Here is a 14,579-nt window from a genome sequence, read left to right on the forward strand (position 1 = left end):
TATATCATACGCTCCGCCATGATTTAATGGTGAATTCCCGGCTTTTTAGATTTTAAGAGTTTCTTAAGCCCACTAAAACCGGTCACTTCTGGTATCTGTTTAGTCCTGATCGTCATCCAAGATATACTGGATGCTAAATGCTTCAGGGCGAATCAACGTCTTCATCGCTGCAATCACGTCATCTAATGTCAGCGACTTAACAATCCCCACTTCATCGAATAGCGTGGCATCACCATATAACCGGTCATCAAATTGATTGGCAATGGCTTCCAGTGAATTAAACGCAGTAATCGTTGACCCGATGGCTTCACGCTGAACGACTTCAAAGGTGTCACTTGCGGCCTGCAATTTTTCAGTTGCATGTGTCAAAATGCTTAACAGCGCTTTTTCAAACGTCTCTGGATCATCCGTTTCCCCTGCCAAAATCACGTGGTAGGCGTCTCGTTGCACTTCGATATTATAGCCAAAACTGTCATCAATGACCCCTTGATCATACAACCGCAAGAAGTCCGGCGCCGTTTCGCCAAACAGTAACGTGAAGCCCAACGAGATGGCATCCTCATACTTTAGCTTAGCCGCACCAACTGGTAAATCAGCCAGTCCGCGAATCCCGATGGTCACTTTAGGCCGTTCAACGGGCATCTTGAGCACCTTCCGCGGAATTACGGTAGCTGGTACCTGGGGCTTGATTCGCTTAATTGGGGCTGCTGGCAAGAAGGACTTAGCAGACTGGTTCGTTTTGATCCAGGCTAACGTTTCTTCGGGGTCCAAACGGCCAACCACAAACAAGCTCATATTGCTTGGGTGGTAGAACGTCTGGTGCGCAAGGTAGAGATCATCCGCTGTAATCTGGTCAATCGATTCGATAGTACCAGCAATGTCGTCACTCAACGGCTGATTGGGATATAAATTAGCAATTGTCCCAAAGTACGCCCGTGAGTTCGGATCATCCTCGTACATTTGAATTTCTTGGCCAATGATGCCTTTTTCCTTGTTCACCGTTTTCGGGGTAAAGTACGGATCTTGAACAAAGTCCAGCAACGTCTCGAGGTTCTCCTTCAACGCGCTCGTAGTTGAAAACAGATAACTGGTATGGGTAAAACTTGTAAAGGCGTTCGAACTTGCCCCATAGTGGGCAAAGGTGTCAAATGCATCATGGTCAGCTTTTTCAAACATCTTGTGTTCCAAGAAGTGCGCGATCCCGGCTGGTTGTTTGACCGGGGTCGTTTTACCCAGTGGCACGAACTCTTGGTCAATGGCGCCGTAATCCGTCGTCATCACGGCGTAGGTTTTATGGAAGCCTGCCTTAGGTAATAAATAAACGCGTAATCCGTTCGCCAGCGTTTCACTGAACAACGTTTCCGCTAATTCTGGATAGTGTTGCTGTTTCACGAATTTTCCCCCCTCAAGAAAAAGACTGCCTGTAACTCAACTTGAGCTGCAATCTGACACACATCTTCGCGCGTGACTTGGTGAAGGTGGTTGACCCATTCTTCAGCCGAAACGTGCGTTTGAGTAACTGTATCTAACACCGCCTGATTAATGAGTGACCGGGCTGAATCTAAGCGTGATTCTCGGCCGTTGATCAAACTCGCGACGACTTGGTCAAACTGTTCATCCGTAAACTCACCATTCTTGATGGCCGTTAACTGCTCGCCAATCAACGTCTTCACGGCTTCTTCGTTTGACTGATCGATACCAGTTTGAACTGTCAGCGTTCCGGTGAAGCCGTCAAATCGACTGGAAGCGTAATAGGCTAGGCTGTGTTTTTCGCGCACATTTTTGAACAGCATCGAAATTGGGGTGCCACCGAAGAGACCGTTAAAGACCAAGGCCTTGTAAAAATCGGCTTGACGGTAGTACACCGGTAAGCGATAGGCCATATTGAGCTTAGATTGCTGTAAGGGTTGCCCCTCTTGTTCGCTAACAACTGCCTGAACTGGTCGTTGATAGAGCAAGTGATCTAACGTCGTTGTTCTAGGCGCTAACTGCCAATCAGCCAGCAGTGGCTCAACGGTCGCTAAAGAAACATCGCCCGCGATGGTGATTTGAACCTGATTGGTCGCCAGCATGGTTTGATAATCAGCATAGAGGCTCGCTGGTGTGATGCCAGCAATCGTTGCTGGATCACCATACAGGCTGGTCGCAAAGAATGGCGCCGTCTTAAAGTACAGTTCGTTCAATCGGCGTTCAGCGTAGTACTGCTTATCGTCATTTAACGACTTCAAATAAGCAATCAAGTTTTGTTGCTGCCGCTCAAAGGTTTCCGCATCAAAGGCACCATCACTTGCGAGCGGGTTGTCAATGACACTTCGTAGAAAGGCCAATAACTCAGCCAGTAACGACTCACCGCCCAAAAATTGATCATTCACGATCGTTGCGGAAAACCGTAACCCCTGTGATTGACCATAACGAAAAACGTTAACGCCATAACTTGCCCCGTACATCCAGGACAGTTTCTCAGCTAACTTCGTCTGGGTTGGATACTCACCACTGCTCGTTTCAAGCAGTTGGGCTAATAAAATTCGGTTGGATAACGCCGACACATCGGCCGGAGCAATGAAATCCACCGTGACACTAATGGTTTTAAATTGCGTCGTTGGCACTAAATTAAGGACAACGCCGTCTGTTAATTGCTTTTGCAACCGCAATTCCTCCTTAGACATTACCAAACCATATTAGATGATTTGACGCTAAATAGCTATCCCTTTGCGTCGAATCACCAATTTTATTAGAATAATCTCATATTCTACAATTAAATGGTCTTCTGTTTGGATTTTTTCGCCTTAATATCGACCCTTTATTTTATCACTTGATGATGGCATAACGCCGAAATCCCATTAGTTGCGCTTGATTCACACCATGGGGTTTGCTATCCTTTAAATAATGAAAAAATGTGGAGGAAACGCTAATGAAAGTCGTAAAATTTGGGGGTAGTTCGCTCGCCAACGCCGCCCAAGTCAGTAAAGTTGTTAACATCATTAAAGCCGATGATCAACGGCGCTTCGTTGTGGTTTCAGCACCAGGCAAGCGCTTTTCGGGGGACATCAAAGTCACCGATTTACTGATTCAATATGCTAATGCCGTTATTAATAAACAGGATGCAACGCCAATCACCGACCAAATTATCGCCCGTTATCAAGAGATTGCTGAAGCCTTTGCCATTCCAGCTGGTGATTTTGAAGAAATTCGCAGCACGATTCTTGGGCTGCCTCAGCATGATTATCAAGATAACGACTACTTAATGGCCACCTTTAAAGCGCACGGCGAACGATTAAACGCCGTCCTCTTTGCGAAGGTACTCACTGCTCAAGGATTGAAGGCCAAGTACTTGGACCCTCGCGAAGCTGGGCTGATTGTGACCGACTCCCCTAACGACGCTGAGGTGATCCCTGAAAGCTACGATCGAATCAGTGAATGGTCGGCCAGCAGTTTGATTCGGGTCATTCCCGGTTTCTTCGGCTACAACCTACAGGGGCAGATTTGTACCTTCTCTCGTGGTGGCTCTGACATCACGGGTGCCATCATCGCTCGTGGGGTTCACGCCGACCGCTACGAAAACTTTACCGATGTTAACGCAATTTACGCCGCTAACCCTGCCGTTGTTCATAACCCCATTGCCATTCACCACATGACGTTCCGGGAGATGCGGGAACTTTCCTACGCCGGTTTCTCAGTCTTTCATGATGAAGCGTTGATTCCAGCGATTCAAGGTGACGTTGAAGTGGTGGTTAAAAACACCAATCACCCGAGTGAACGGGGAACCTCGATCACGTCAACCAAGCGGGTCAATCCGGCCTATCCGGTTTCCGGGATTGCCAGTTCACCAAATTTCTGCGGGATTTATATCCGAAAATACATGCTGGATAAAAAGGGCTACAGCCAAAAAATTCTCAACATTTTAGCTGAACACGGCCTCTCTTACGAACACATGCCTTCCGGGATCGATGATTTAACGGTGATTATGCGCCAAGATCAGTTGACCGACGACCTCGAAGACACCCTAATTCGCGAATTAGTCATTGCCCTTCGTCCTGACGAAATTCACATCACTCACGATTATTCGTTACTGATGGTCGTTGGCGAAGGCATGGTCAACCGAACTGGGTTAATGTCAAAAGCCACCGATGCTTTGGCCCGCCAAAACGTTAAACTCGTGATGGTCAACCAAGGGGCTTCTGAAATCTCAATGATGTTTGGGATTCAAGAAGATCACGCCAACATTGCCGTTCAAGCGTTGTATGACGCGTTCTTCCCAGATCTTTAATTAATGAATTAACCGAATGAAAACGGATCAACTTGCTCGTTTCAGCAATGTTGATCCGTTTTTTAATTATGATAGCTCTTCATAAAATTGGTGACAACAATCTCGAAAAAGATTGTTTACACCGAATCCACAATGATTGGGCCTGGTATTTGGCCAACGTCATCTTTTCGGATACATCAATATCCGTTTCAAAAATCGTCAGTAACCGTTCCGCCAATTGCTGATCATACATGAAGGCATTAACTTCAAAATTGAGTTTAAACGACCGAATATCCATGTTCGCCGACCCCACTGAAGCCACTTCACCGTCAACGACCATCATTTTTGCGTGCATGAACCCCTTATGATACAGGTAAACTTCACCGCCGGCCTTCATCAACGATTTCGCAAAATACTCCGTTGCGCGATAAACAAACGGGTGATCTGGCCGGTCCGGAATCATTAGCCGAATTCGAATACCAGACAACGCGGCCACCTTCAGTGCTTCTAAAATACTTTCGTCGGGCACAAAATATGGCGACTGAATGACAATTGCGCGTCGGGCACTGTTGATCAATTTCAAGTACCCCTTCTTAATTTGCTGTAACTCAGAATCCGGGCCACTAGAAACAATTTGCATGCTCGTGGTCCCTTGAGATTGAATTGCTGGAAAATACTGCGCACTGTACTGCACGCGTTGTCGCTTAGCCGTTGCGTTCCAATCTAGGAAAAAGCGGTTCTGCAAAGCTAACACGGCATTCCCCTCGATTCGCAGGTGGGTATCGCGCCAAAAGCCAAACTTTGCTTTTCGGCCAAGGTACTGATCGCCAACGTTGAAGCCACCGGTATACCCAACCTTACCATCAATCACCACGATTTTACGGTGATCACGGAAATTAAGTTGGAAATCGCTCAACGCTAGCCGAGAACTCAAAAACGGGTAGGCGTGGCCACCCAATTTAGTCAGTCGCTTAAAGAGGTGCTTTTTACCCCCGTGGGAGCCAAAGGTATCGTAAATCACTCGAACTTCAACGCCTTCAGCGGCCTTTTGTTCAAGTATCGACACAAATTTTCGCCCCACCTGATCATTATAAAACGTAAAGTATTCAACATTGATATGGTGTTTAGCACGTTTCAAATCAGCAAAGAGTGCCTCAAATTTCGACTGACCTTCCGTAAACACCTGAACCTGATTCCGGGTCGTCAAGACGGCTTGATCCGTTTCCAAGAAGAGGTTCGCAATTTCTTGAATTTCCGGATTATCATTATCAGGCACCGTTAACTCGTGTTGGGCAATCAACTGTTTTTGCGACGTGACCAGTTGCGATAGCCCTAATTTTTCTTGTGCCTGAATATCAAAAATCCGTTTCTTTGAAATTTTTCGACCCGCAAATAAGTAAAAAATAAAGCCAATCACGGGCAATAAAATCAGCACCAACAACCACGCCCAGGTTGTGGAAATATCCCGTTCTTCTCGTAGCACCGTGATCAGTGCCACAATTAAATTAATGCCGATCACACCAATGAGCAACAGTCCTATAATTGTCATCCTGTTCACGCCCCCTAATTTGCTGTTCAATAAAATGCATCATGATGCTTGCAGTTTGTTTTGAAAAATAATACTCCCATCTTATCACAATTTTGGCAATGCTGAAAAAATGGCTGACTTTTCAGGTGGTTGAACTAGATGAGCCGTGGGCCTAGTTGTTAACTGGGAGCTTCATATCTGGTTATTTCAAAGTGTTCCTTGGCGACGCTCATTGCGATTACTTATTTTCGGCGCTAGTTAAGCTTTAGTTGGCGTTAATTAGTGATATCGAGAGGTTGATTATCATTACCACCTTAATTAGCCTGCGCCGAAATGAACTCCGCAAAACTGAGCGTTATGTATAAGGGCGCCCCAGTCATACTGACCAAAAACCGGTCAGTATGACTGGGGCGCCCTTATACGCCACGCTCAAAACGTTTTGCTCCGCTCTCTACTTCTTTAACAACGGTGAATCCGCCGCATCACCAAACCACTTGTGGTTGATTTTAGCTAACGTCCCATTCTTAGCCAAAATCTTCAACCCACGGTTAATTTTGTGACGCATCGTCGTATCCGTTTTACGCATCCCGACCCCGAACGCTTCTTTAGGGAAGGACCCATTGATGATTCGGTAGTCCTTAGGGTTACTTTCGTGGTTCACGTAGTAGCCCGCATACGTCGAATCAATGATCATGCCTTGGATTCGGCCTGCATTTAAATCAATGAAAGCGTTAGTGAATGAATCATAGAGCACCGGTGACTTACCCTTGATTTTATCCTTTAACAACGTGTGGTACGTGCTGATATCGTTAGCACCTGACGACCCGGCTTGCGCGCCTAATGTTTTACCCGTCATATCGTTAAATGATTTAATGTTATCTTTGCGCAAGGTGACCAAGGTTTGATCATTTTGCAGGTACGTATCACTAAACGCAACTACTTTTTCACGTTCTGGTGTCTTCGAATAACCGTTCCAGATTAAATCGATCGTCCCGTTATTTAATTCCGTTGCGTTCATCGACCAGTCAATGGTTTGGAAACTAACCTTGATGTTGTACAACTTGAACAATGCTCGAGCAAGGTCCACATCGTACCCAACCAGTTTTCCGCTCTTTTCCCGGAACCCCATTGGCACGAACGTATCATCCAACCCTACGGTCACGTAACCGCGTTTTTGGATTCGTTGCCAGTTATCGACGTGATTGGCTCGTTTACCAACCGTTATCCCACAACCAGATAATAGGCCTACGGTGGTAAAGAGCATGACTAATACTAGCCAAAATCGTTTTTTCATGCTACTACTCCCTCCCGTTATGCCTTAATTGGTTCAACTCGCATAATTTGATCCGCCACGTGTTCGGCAAATTCCATATCATGAGTAACCACGATTTGGGTCATCTTGGTTTGTTTCAAGCCTAAAATAATATCTTCAACAGTTTGACGTAAATCCGGATCCAAGGCACTCGTTGGTTCATCGTAACAGAGAATCTTGGGATTCATGGCCAAAGCCCGAACGATTGCGACCCGTTGCTTTTGCCCACCAGAAAGTTGGTAGGGGTACAGGTCTTCCTTACCCGATAAGTTTAGTTGGTCGATCAAACGTTGCGCTGTTTCATCCGCCGTTTGCTTATCTTGTTTCAAGACTAACTCCGGTGCTAAGGTAATGTTGGCCTTCACCGTTAGGTTTGGAAACAATTGGAAGTCTTGGAATACGACCCCGATCACCTTATCGTTATCTCGGTTCTCAGCTGGATCAAACACTTGGCCATCAAGTGAAAATTCCCCTGAATCAACGGTCTCTAATCCACTGATACAACGCAGTAACGTAGTTTTACCAGCCCCAGAAGGCCCAACAATGGCTAAGATTTGGCCATCAGGCACCTGTAGGTTCAAGTTATCTAAAATGGTTCGACCATCGAATTGCTTTTTAATATTTTTTAGTTCTAGCATTAACTCGTCCTCCTATCCGTCTGCCTAACGCCAAGTCCGGTAGTGTTGTTCAACCTTACGTAAAATGAAGGTCGCAACGGCCGTCATCAACAGGTAAATGACCCCAACTAAGACTAATGGTAACAACGTCACATCGCGAGCGGTCGCAATGTTACCAGCACGAAGTAAGTCGCCTAACCCGATAACGTAAACTAATGATGAGTCCTTGATCAGGTTAATGACTTCGTTCCCAATGGATGGCACCACGATCTTAACCACTTGTGGAATGACGATGCGGCGAAGGGTTTGTCCCCGCGTTAACCGCAAAACTCGGGCACTTTCGTACTGGCCCTTTGGAATCGCTTGGAACCCACCACGGAAGATTTCCGAGAAATACGCCGTGTAGTTCAAGATGAATGCAAACAGCGCTGCATCATACCGTTGGAAAATAACGCCGATGATTGGTAAGCCGTAAAAAACAAAAATTAATTGCAGTAACAATGGCGTACCACGCATTAACCAAACGTAAAACTTCAAGATCCAACGTAGTGGGCTGAATTTAGACATCAAGCCCAGACTGACAAAGATTCCTAGTGGAATGGAAACGATCAACGTCCAAAAGAAGATTCGAACGGTCATCCAAGCCCCACTCAATAATGATGGTAGTATTTCAGCTGCATAGTGTAACATATTGTCTCCCCCTTCTAAATCAAAAAAGTCCTCTTGAAGACTAAATAAGCCTTCAAGAGGACGACAGTGTCGCGGTTCCACCTCAATTTGGTCACTGCTCACACAGCTACCCTTACGAAGTTTAAGTTTAAAAAACGCCCCCTTGGACGAATCCAAGAGGGCGATTGATCGCGGTTCCACCTCATGTTTGTTAACTGCTCACACAGCTAACCTCAACAAGTTTAAAGCTTAAACTTCAGCGATAACGAGCTGACCGGCATCTCCCTACTTAATTCAGGAGACCAACTCCCGGATGTGATTCAGACTACCCCATTGCGCCGCTCTCAGCATGACGGTGCTCTCTAACTAATCGGGTAACCTTACTAGTCCGTTCCAAGTTGTTGTTTATTAAATTATGTCTCATTATAGCTGATTTAACTTTGGTGTCAAGTCGCGACCAAAAATCTTGATCCTTATCCGCGCTTAAACCAGTGCCCAACCTTAGACCAGAAACCGGTTTTCGGTTGTTCCAATTTAATCAACGGTACCGTTTCGCCTTCCAACCGTCGCGCGATGTCGCGGTAACCACGACCGGCAATGTTGTCGGTTTCAAGCACGATTGGCTCGCCTCGGTTTGAGGTTGCGATCACTTCATCATCATCCACAATGATGCCTAGCAATGGTACGCCTAAGTGGTGGGTGATTTCATCCACGTCCATAGCGTCCCCATCGGCCATCATGTGGCTGCGAATTCGGTTGATCAACAAGTGTGATTCTTCTCGCAACGGGTTCTTTTCAAGCAAGCCAACGATGCGATCGGCATCTCGAACGGCTGAAATCTCAGGCGTTGTGACGATAATCGCTGCATCCGCCCCGGCAATGGCATTCAAGAATCCTTGTTCAATGCCGGCGGGACAATCGATCAGCACGTAATCAAAGTCGGGTTTTAAGTCGTCAATGATCTGCTTTGCTTGTTCTTCAGTCAACGCGTTCTTATCGGCATTTTGCGCTGCTGGCAACAGGTACAGTAAGTCATCGAATCGCTTGTCCTTCACGATAGCTTGGGCCAACTTTGCGCGACCTTCCACCACGTCAACGATGTCATAGATGATCCGGTTATCAAGTCCCAACACAACGTCGAGGTTGCGTAGCCCAATATCCAAATCGACCAAGCAGACGCGCTTGCCCATTAACGCCAGTGCGGTCCCAATGTTGGCACTTGACGTTGTTTTACCAACACCGCCCTTACCCGATGTGATAACGATTGATTTTCCCATCTCCACTAGCCTCCCATTTGGTGGTACATTTTCGGATTAATTGTTTTTAAATCAGCCAATTGGCCATATTCCAGTACGTGTAAATCGTTAACGTAGGCAATGGTTTGTGCATCCGCTTCTGGTTGATCAACTTCAACGATGCTAATTTGTTCCCCAATGCGAACTTGTTGCGCTTGGTGTAAATCACCAACCACAACTTTATCCTCAGCACTTGGATAACCCGCCTGCAAAATGCCCAGTACCGTGCCCATCGTAAAGAGGTTGCCAGTTGTCAGTAAGCGGCCACCTTCGTTAATGATGCCTAAAAACAAAACATCGCCAGTCATTTCTAACGTTTGACCATTTCGAATCGTTTGGGTGACCAAGTGAACGTTTTCGCGTTCTTTGATTGCCTCCGCGTCTTCAATCGTCATCACATCCGTGATCACTTTATGAATCTCAAAATGATCGTACTCGTTAATAATACTGGTCAGTTTTTGATGCTGTTCGGCAGTCAGTAAGCGTTGAGGGGATAACACATCAAAACTGATGGTTTTATCCTTTATCTGACTATCAGCGGCTAAATTATCTAATAGTCCCCGTAGTTCAAGTTTAATGGCCTCAAAACTGGCGGCCTGGCTCAACACTAATTGATAGCCATCCTGATTACCTCTTAATACGACAGACTGCATACCCATGACCCCTTTTTAATTTTTCAATCGACTAAATAGTCGCTGAATTGGAAAATATAAGATGACGTAAACGGCTAAGTTGTACGCCAATGTGGGCGCCAACGAATAAACCAGTAGGTCGGTAAACGATGCACTGGTAATATGAATGGCCACGTTTCCTAGGTAACTTAGGCCACTGACGATCGTAATATCGATAAAGTAGACCAATAAGCCACTCAAGAAGTTAATGGGAAACGCCTTAAAGCAGGCCCGTGTCAGTGCAACCACGATTGGGAAAACGAACACGAAGATACCAAAGATTCCGGTGTAGTAAAGGTCAAATATGCCCCCCGCAATTGCGGCCCACACCCCTAAGGGAATCTTAATGGGGTCTTCAAAGTAAACTGACAACACTAACCATAACACAACTAAATAACTACTCATCGAATAAGGGTAGTTAAACAATTGCTCAGGAAAGACCTGACCCAAGATGCCATCCAAAAAGAAGCACAGGAACAACCCAATCGGAAAGCCGTAACGTAATTTTGTTACCCGTAACATAGTTGCCTCCTTAATTGGTGGTTTGCGCTTGGCGAATTGCCACCGTCACGAAACTTAGGCGCGAAATATCGGCCGCTGGTTTGATCGTGATTTTTGATGACAACCCGTAATCGGAATGACCGGTTGCCGTAACGGAGCCAACGTATAGGCCTGCTGGCATAATACCACCCAACCCACTCGTTGAAACCTTATCGCCTTTTTCGATCTTCGTCTTCGAGGTCACGTTCCCCATCTCAATTTGGTCCTTATCACTATTATAACCCGTAATGATCCCGTTAACCGTTTGACCACTCTTATTAGTGATTTGAACCGCAAACCGGTTAGCTGATTCGCTACTGTTAGACAGTAATTCAACCTTACTATTCGTCCGGTTAACTTCAGCCACCCGACCAACTAAGCCGGATCCAGAAAGCACTGGCATGTTCTTCTTGATACCAGCTGCGCTCCCCTTATCGATGATCACTTGATCTTGCCATGACGATGGCGTCCGGGCAATCACCGTTGCATTAACTGAGCTATAGTCCGTTAACGTCTTGTTGAGCTTAAGTTGCGTTTTAAGCTTTTTGTTTTGTTGACTCAAGGCTTGATCATGCACCTTCGTTTGGGCCAATTCTTGTACTTGGCTCTTCAGCCGTTTGTTTTCTTGATACGTGTTGAGTAAGTCCGAAACCGATGTGACGGAGCCCTTGACGCCGTTGACCGGCCAAGCGACTGCTCGATTGACCAGTCCCACGATATCGTTGCCAAACTGCTGTAGCAGCGGTGGCGTCGACCGCTTATTCCGAATCACAACGGAGACACTCATCAACCCAAAACTGACGATCAAACATACAATGATGATCACCAATCGTCGGTTTGAAAAGAATTTATTCATGAACAACGTCCTCCAGTTAACTCTACGTCGGTAGTTTGATACCGATAATCAAGGCGCCCCGCGCGTCAAATCCGTTGGGCGCCTTGTCACAATCTTAAATCAGGTGCAAAACTAGGCCTCGTATCGGTCCACTAAGCGAAAAAGCCATATGATTACGCGCAAATCATACGGCTTTTTCGCTATAATCTGGGCAAAACGCCTATTTTCCCACGCTCATCTTATTTCTTTTTCATTACGTCGATGCTCTTCAAAGATTCACCGGTCCCGATAGCCACACAATCCAATGGATCGTTGGCGATAAAGACGGGCACTTTGGTGGCATCCGCAATGACGTCAGGTAAGTTCCGGAGTAAGGCACCACCACCGGTCAAGACGATCCCGTGATCGATGACGTCAGCCGCAATTTCAGGTGACGTTTCTTCAAGGGTTTCCTTGATAGCAGTAATGATTTCTTCGACACCTTCATGGATGGCATCGGCAATATCTGAAGCCGAAACTTCAATCGTCTTAGGTAACCCAGAAATTAGGTCACGTCCACGAATTGAAGCGCCGTCGTCTTCTTTGACAGCTTCCTTTGAAGCAGAACCAATGTCCCACTTCAATTGTTCAGCAGTCCGTTCACCGATTAACAGGTTAAAGTGTTGACGAACGTAAGCCACGATGGCTTCGTCCAACTTGTCACCAGCCATTCGAATCGAACGACTTGAAACGATCCCACCAAGTGAAATCGTGGCAACGTCAGTGGTCCCACCACCAATATCAACAACCATGCTACCGGTTGGATCCATCACTGGCAAACCAGCACCAATAGCGGCTGCGAATGGTTCTTCAAGCACGTATGCGTCACGCGCGCCGGCAACCCGGGTTGCATCGATAACAGCTCGTTTTTCAACTTCTGTGACACCACTTGGCACACAAACCATGACGTAAGGCTTCCCGTTAGAGTTGCCCAGCGTCTTTTGAATAAAGTACTTCATCATCGCAACGGTAGTATCGTAATCAGCGATTACCCCGTCCTTCATTGGTCGAATCGCAACAATACTTGCTGGAGTCCGGCCGATCATTGCTCTTGCGTCTTCACCGACGGAGACGATTTCACCAGATTTGGTGTTGCGCGCAACTACGGATGGTTCACGTAAGACGATACCCTTACCGTCGACGTAAACGATCGTGTTGGCCGTCCCAAGGTCGATGCCAATGTTTTTCGTTCCTAATCCGAACAATCTGTTTCATCCCTTCATTTGGCCACAATCCCACGTTGGATTGTTTGGTAATTTGCTAGGTGTTATTATACCATACCTCTTAAATTTAATAACTACTTGCCAGAAAAAGCATACCTAATTTATAGGGGGTTCGGCAAGCTTTTATTTGAAATTTAGTGGAATTTAATATTTTCCCCGGTTTTAGTCGGCTGGATCCTTGAAAAAGTGGCGGACATCCGAGATAAAATACAGGGAACCGGTAATCAAAAAGAGGTCATCTGCCGAAATTTGTTGCAGAATCTGCCCAATGGCGAGTTGCCAGTTGGGGATCACTTCGATGCGGTCATCCGCTGCGTATTTTGCCGCCAATTCATCTGGATCTGTGACTTGACGAGTTGCTGGCCCTTCAAAGGTGGTCAACACAATGTGTAAATGTGGTACCGTCCGTAATGTCGCCAACATCTGATCATGCTGCTTGTCGGCAAGCACCGCAAACAACACGTAGATGTCGCGGCCCGCAAACCGTTTTTTCAGCAACGTCGTGAGTTCCTCGACGGCCGGTTCATTATGAGCACCATCTAAAACAATCAATGGGTCTTGATTGACGGGTTCAAACCGCCCCGCCCAAACTGTGTTCGCCATTGCCGCTTTAATTTCGCGTTCAGTCGCCCTAAACGGATGAGCCGCAAGGTAGAGGTCAAACGCCGCCAATGCACAGCTGGCGTTATCGACCTGATAGTCGCCTAATAGCTGGATTGAAATTCCCCGATGCCGGCTATTAGCCGTGGCTAGGTCAAAGGTTTCTTGCCAGCCCGCTTCCGAGCGAATCTTGGTCTTAATTTCGCGTCCAACTCGGTATAACTGACTGTGGTGAGCTTCAGCTGTCGCTTCGATCACCGCCATTGCCTCTTCAGGCAAACGTCCAGCAACGACCGGCACCCCATCCTTGATAATGCCTGCCTTTTGGCCCGCAATCTCAGTCAACGTATTTCCCAGCAATTTCATATGATCATAACCAATCGTCGTAATCACCGACACAGCAGGTGTAAAGACGTTAGTTGAATCAAGGATGCCACCAATGCCCACTTCAATCACCGCAACGTCGACATGGTCTTTAAAATACAAGAACATCATCGCGGTGATAATTTCAAATTCTGTCGGACCGCCTTCCGGATAATTGGCATCCAAGTCAGCGATAACCGGTTCAACGGTCTGAACTAACTGCACCAGATCATCGTCACTAATCGGCTGACCATCAACCGAGATGCGTTCATTAAATCGAACTAAAAACGGCGATGTAAACGTCCCAACCGTTTGACCAGTCGCCATCAACAGCTCACGCAAAAAGGCGACTGTAGACCCCTTTCCGTTCGTCCCGGCAACGTGAATCGCCGTGACGTCTTGCTGAGGATTATCCAGCCGGTCCAAGAACGCCTTCATCCGGTTTAAATGGTCACTCTTCTTAAACTTCGTCCGTCCATGAATGAACGCTAATGCTTCATCGTAAGTCGTTATCATGATTGGTTGTTCTCCTGTAAGTGTTTATTTCTTATTGTAGTGTAACTGACGTTTGTGTCCAGCGTAAGCATGTTTAGTTTGTGAAATTCAGTGATTCTGGTTTTCTATAGTGGAAAGATGCCGCG

The 14,579-nt window shown here is 46.5% G+C and carries 13 protein-coding genes and 1 other annotated feature; of the genes, 1 reads left to right on the plus strand and 12 read right to left on the minus strand.

Going from position 1 to position 14,579, the window contains the following annotated elements:
- Positions 1–99: 99 nt before the first annotated feature.
- Together yfmH and yfmF are read right to left on the minus strand one after the other, a co-directional pair.
- Positions 100–1,392, minus strand: coding sequence for an EF-P 5-aminopentanol modification-associated protein YfmH (gene yfmH / locus ACYVR3_RS13460; RefSeq protein ID WP_461244673.1), 1,293 nt, complete (start codon positions 1,390–1,392; stop codon positions 100–102).
- Positions 1,389–2,645, minus strand: coding sequence for an EF-P 5-aminopentanol modification-associated protein YfmF (gene yfmF, locus ACYVR3_RS13465; RefSeq protein ID WP_461244674.1), 1,257 nt, complete (start codon positions 2,643–2,645; stop codon positions 1,389–1,391). Before yfmF ends, yfmH begins: the two co-directional genes overlap by 4 nt.
- A gap of 266 nt (positions 2,646–2,911) precedes the next feature.
- Here yfmF and ACYVR3_RS13470 point away from each other — a divergent pair, with 266 nt between their 5' ends.
- Positions 2,912–4,267: an aspartate kinase gene (locus ACYVR3_RS13470; protein WP_054736179.1), complete on the plus strand. Its 1,356-nt coding sequence runs from the start codon at positions 2,912–2,914 to the stop codon at positions 4,265–4,267.
- Between the two features lie 79 nt (positions 4,268–4,346).
- On the opposite strand, the gene cls is transcribed toward ACYVR3_RS13470, so the two are convergent.
- From cls to ACYVR3_RS13520, 10 genes are all read right to left on the minus strand, one after another.
- A complete protein-coding gene (gene cls / locus ACYVR3_RS13475; protein ID WP_461244675.1) occupies positions 4,347–5,795 on the minus strand; it encodes a cardiolipin synthase in 1,449 nt (482 codons plus the stop codon).
- Positions 5,796–6,225: 430 nt separating this feature from the next.
- On the minus strand, positions 6,226–7,068 hold the full coding sequence (locus tag ACYVR3_RS13480) for an amino acid ABC transporter substrate-binding protein (protein WP_057151881.1): 843 nt from the start codon (positions 7,066–7,068) through the stop codon (positions 6,226–6,228).
- Between the two features lie 17 nt (positions 7,069–7,085).
- Entirely contained in the window at positions 7,086–7,724 is a 639-nt protein-coding gene (locus ACYVR3_RS13485; protein ID WP_054736174.1) for an amino acid ABC transporter ATP-binding protein, read from the minus strand.
- Positions 7,725–7,748: 24 nt separating this feature from the next.
- Positions 7,749–8,393, minus strand: a complete 645-nt coding sequence (locus ACYVR3_RS13490) for an amino acid ABC transporter permease (RefSeq protein ID WP_057151882.1) — start codon at positions 8,391–8,393, stop codon at positions 7,749–7,751.
- A gap of 153 nt (positions 8,394–8,546) precedes the next feature.
- Positions 8,547–8,777 (minus strand) — a binding site (T-box leader).
- 68 nt (positions 8,778–8,845) lie between these two features.
- On the minus strand, positions 8,846–9,649 hold the full coding sequence (gene minD, locus ACYVR3_RS13495) for a septum site-determining protein MinD (RefSeq protein WP_054736172.1): 804 nt from the start codon (positions 9,647–9,649) through the stop codon (positions 8,846–8,848).
- Positions 9,650–9,654: 5 nt separating this feature from the next.
- Positions 9,655–10,320 (minus strand): septum site-determining protein MinC, encoded by a 666-nt coding sequence (locus tag ACYVR3_RS13500; protein ID WP_461244676.1) that lies wholly within the window; start codon positions 10,318–10,320, stop codon positions 9,655–9,657.
- A gap of 15 nt (positions 10,321–10,335) precedes the next feature.
- Positions 10,336–10,860, minus strand: coding sequence for a rod shape-determining protein MreD (gene mreD / locus ACYVR3_RS13505; protein WP_054736169.1), 525 nt, complete (start codon positions 10,858–10,860; stop codon positions 10,336–10,338).
- Positions 10,861–10,870: 10 nt separating this feature from the next.
- Positions 10,871–11,734 (minus strand): rod shape-determining protein MreC, encoded by an 864-nt coding sequence (mreC, locus tag ACYVR3_RS13510; protein ID WP_461244677.1) that lies wholly within the window; start codon positions 11,732–11,734, stop codon positions 10,871–10,873.
- A gap of 218 nt (positions 11,735–11,952) precedes the next feature.
- Positions 11,953–12,957, minus strand: coding sequence for a rod shape-determining protein (locus tag ACYVR3_RS13515; RefSeq protein WP_054736167.1), 1,005 nt, complete (start codon positions 12,955–12,957; stop codon positions 11,953–11,955).
- Positions 12,958–13,137: 180 nt separating this feature from the next.
- Entirely contained in the window at positions 13,138–14,454 is a 1,317-nt protein-coding gene (locus ACYVR3_RS13520; protein WP_461244678.1) for a bifunctional folylpolyglutamate synthase/dihydrofolate synthase, read from the minus strand.
- Between the last annotated feature and the right edge of the window lie 125 nt (positions 14,455–14,579).

It is taken from the genome of Secundilactobacillus muriivasis, assembly GCF_054785195.1.

What these genes read in the sequence shown, in the direction of transcription:
- ACYVR3_RS13520 (WP_461244678.1), bottom strand. Translation starts at nt 14,454, where the DNA reads ATGATAACGACTTACGATGAAGCATTAGCGTTCATTCATGGACGGACG.
- ACYVR3_RS13490 (WP_057151882.1), bottom strand. Translation starts at nt 8,393, where the DNA reads ATGTTACACTATGCAGCTGAAATACTACCATCATTATTGAGTGGGGCT.
- ACYVR3_RS13470 (WP_054736179.1), top strand. Translation starts at nt 2,912, where the DNA reads ATGAAAGTCGTAAAATTTGGGGGTAGTTCGCTCGCCAACGCCGCCCAA.
- ACYVR3_RS13500 (WP_461244676.1), bottom strand. Translation starts at nt 10,320, where the DNA reads ATGCAGTCTGTCGTATTAAGAGGTAATCAGGATGGCTATCAATTAGTG.
- mreC (WP_461244677.1), bottom strand. Translation starts at nt 11,734, where the DNA reads ATGAATAAATTCTTTTCAAACCGACGATTGGTGATCATCATTGTATGT.
- mreD (WP_054736169.1), bottom strand. Translation starts at nt 10,860, where the DNA reads ATGTTACGGGTAACAAAATTACGTTACGGCTTTCCGATTGGGTTGTTC.
- ACYVR3_RS13485 (WP_054736174.1), bottom strand. Translation starts at nt 7,724, where the DNA reads ATGCTAGAACTAAAAAATATTAAAAAGCAATTCGATGGTCGAACCATT.
- ACYVR3_RS13480 (WP_057151881.1), bottom strand. Translation starts at nt 7,068, where the DNA reads ATGAAAAAACGATTTTGGCTAGTATTAGTCATGCTCTTTACCACCGTA.
- minD (WP_054736172.1), bottom strand. Translation starts at nt 9,649, where the DNA reads ATGGGAAAATCAATCGTTATCACATCGGGTAAGGGCGGTGTTGGTAAA.
- cls (WP_461244675.1), bottom strand. Translation starts at nt 5,795, where the DNA reads ATGACAATTATAGGACTGTTGCTCATTGGTGTGATCGGCATTAATTTA.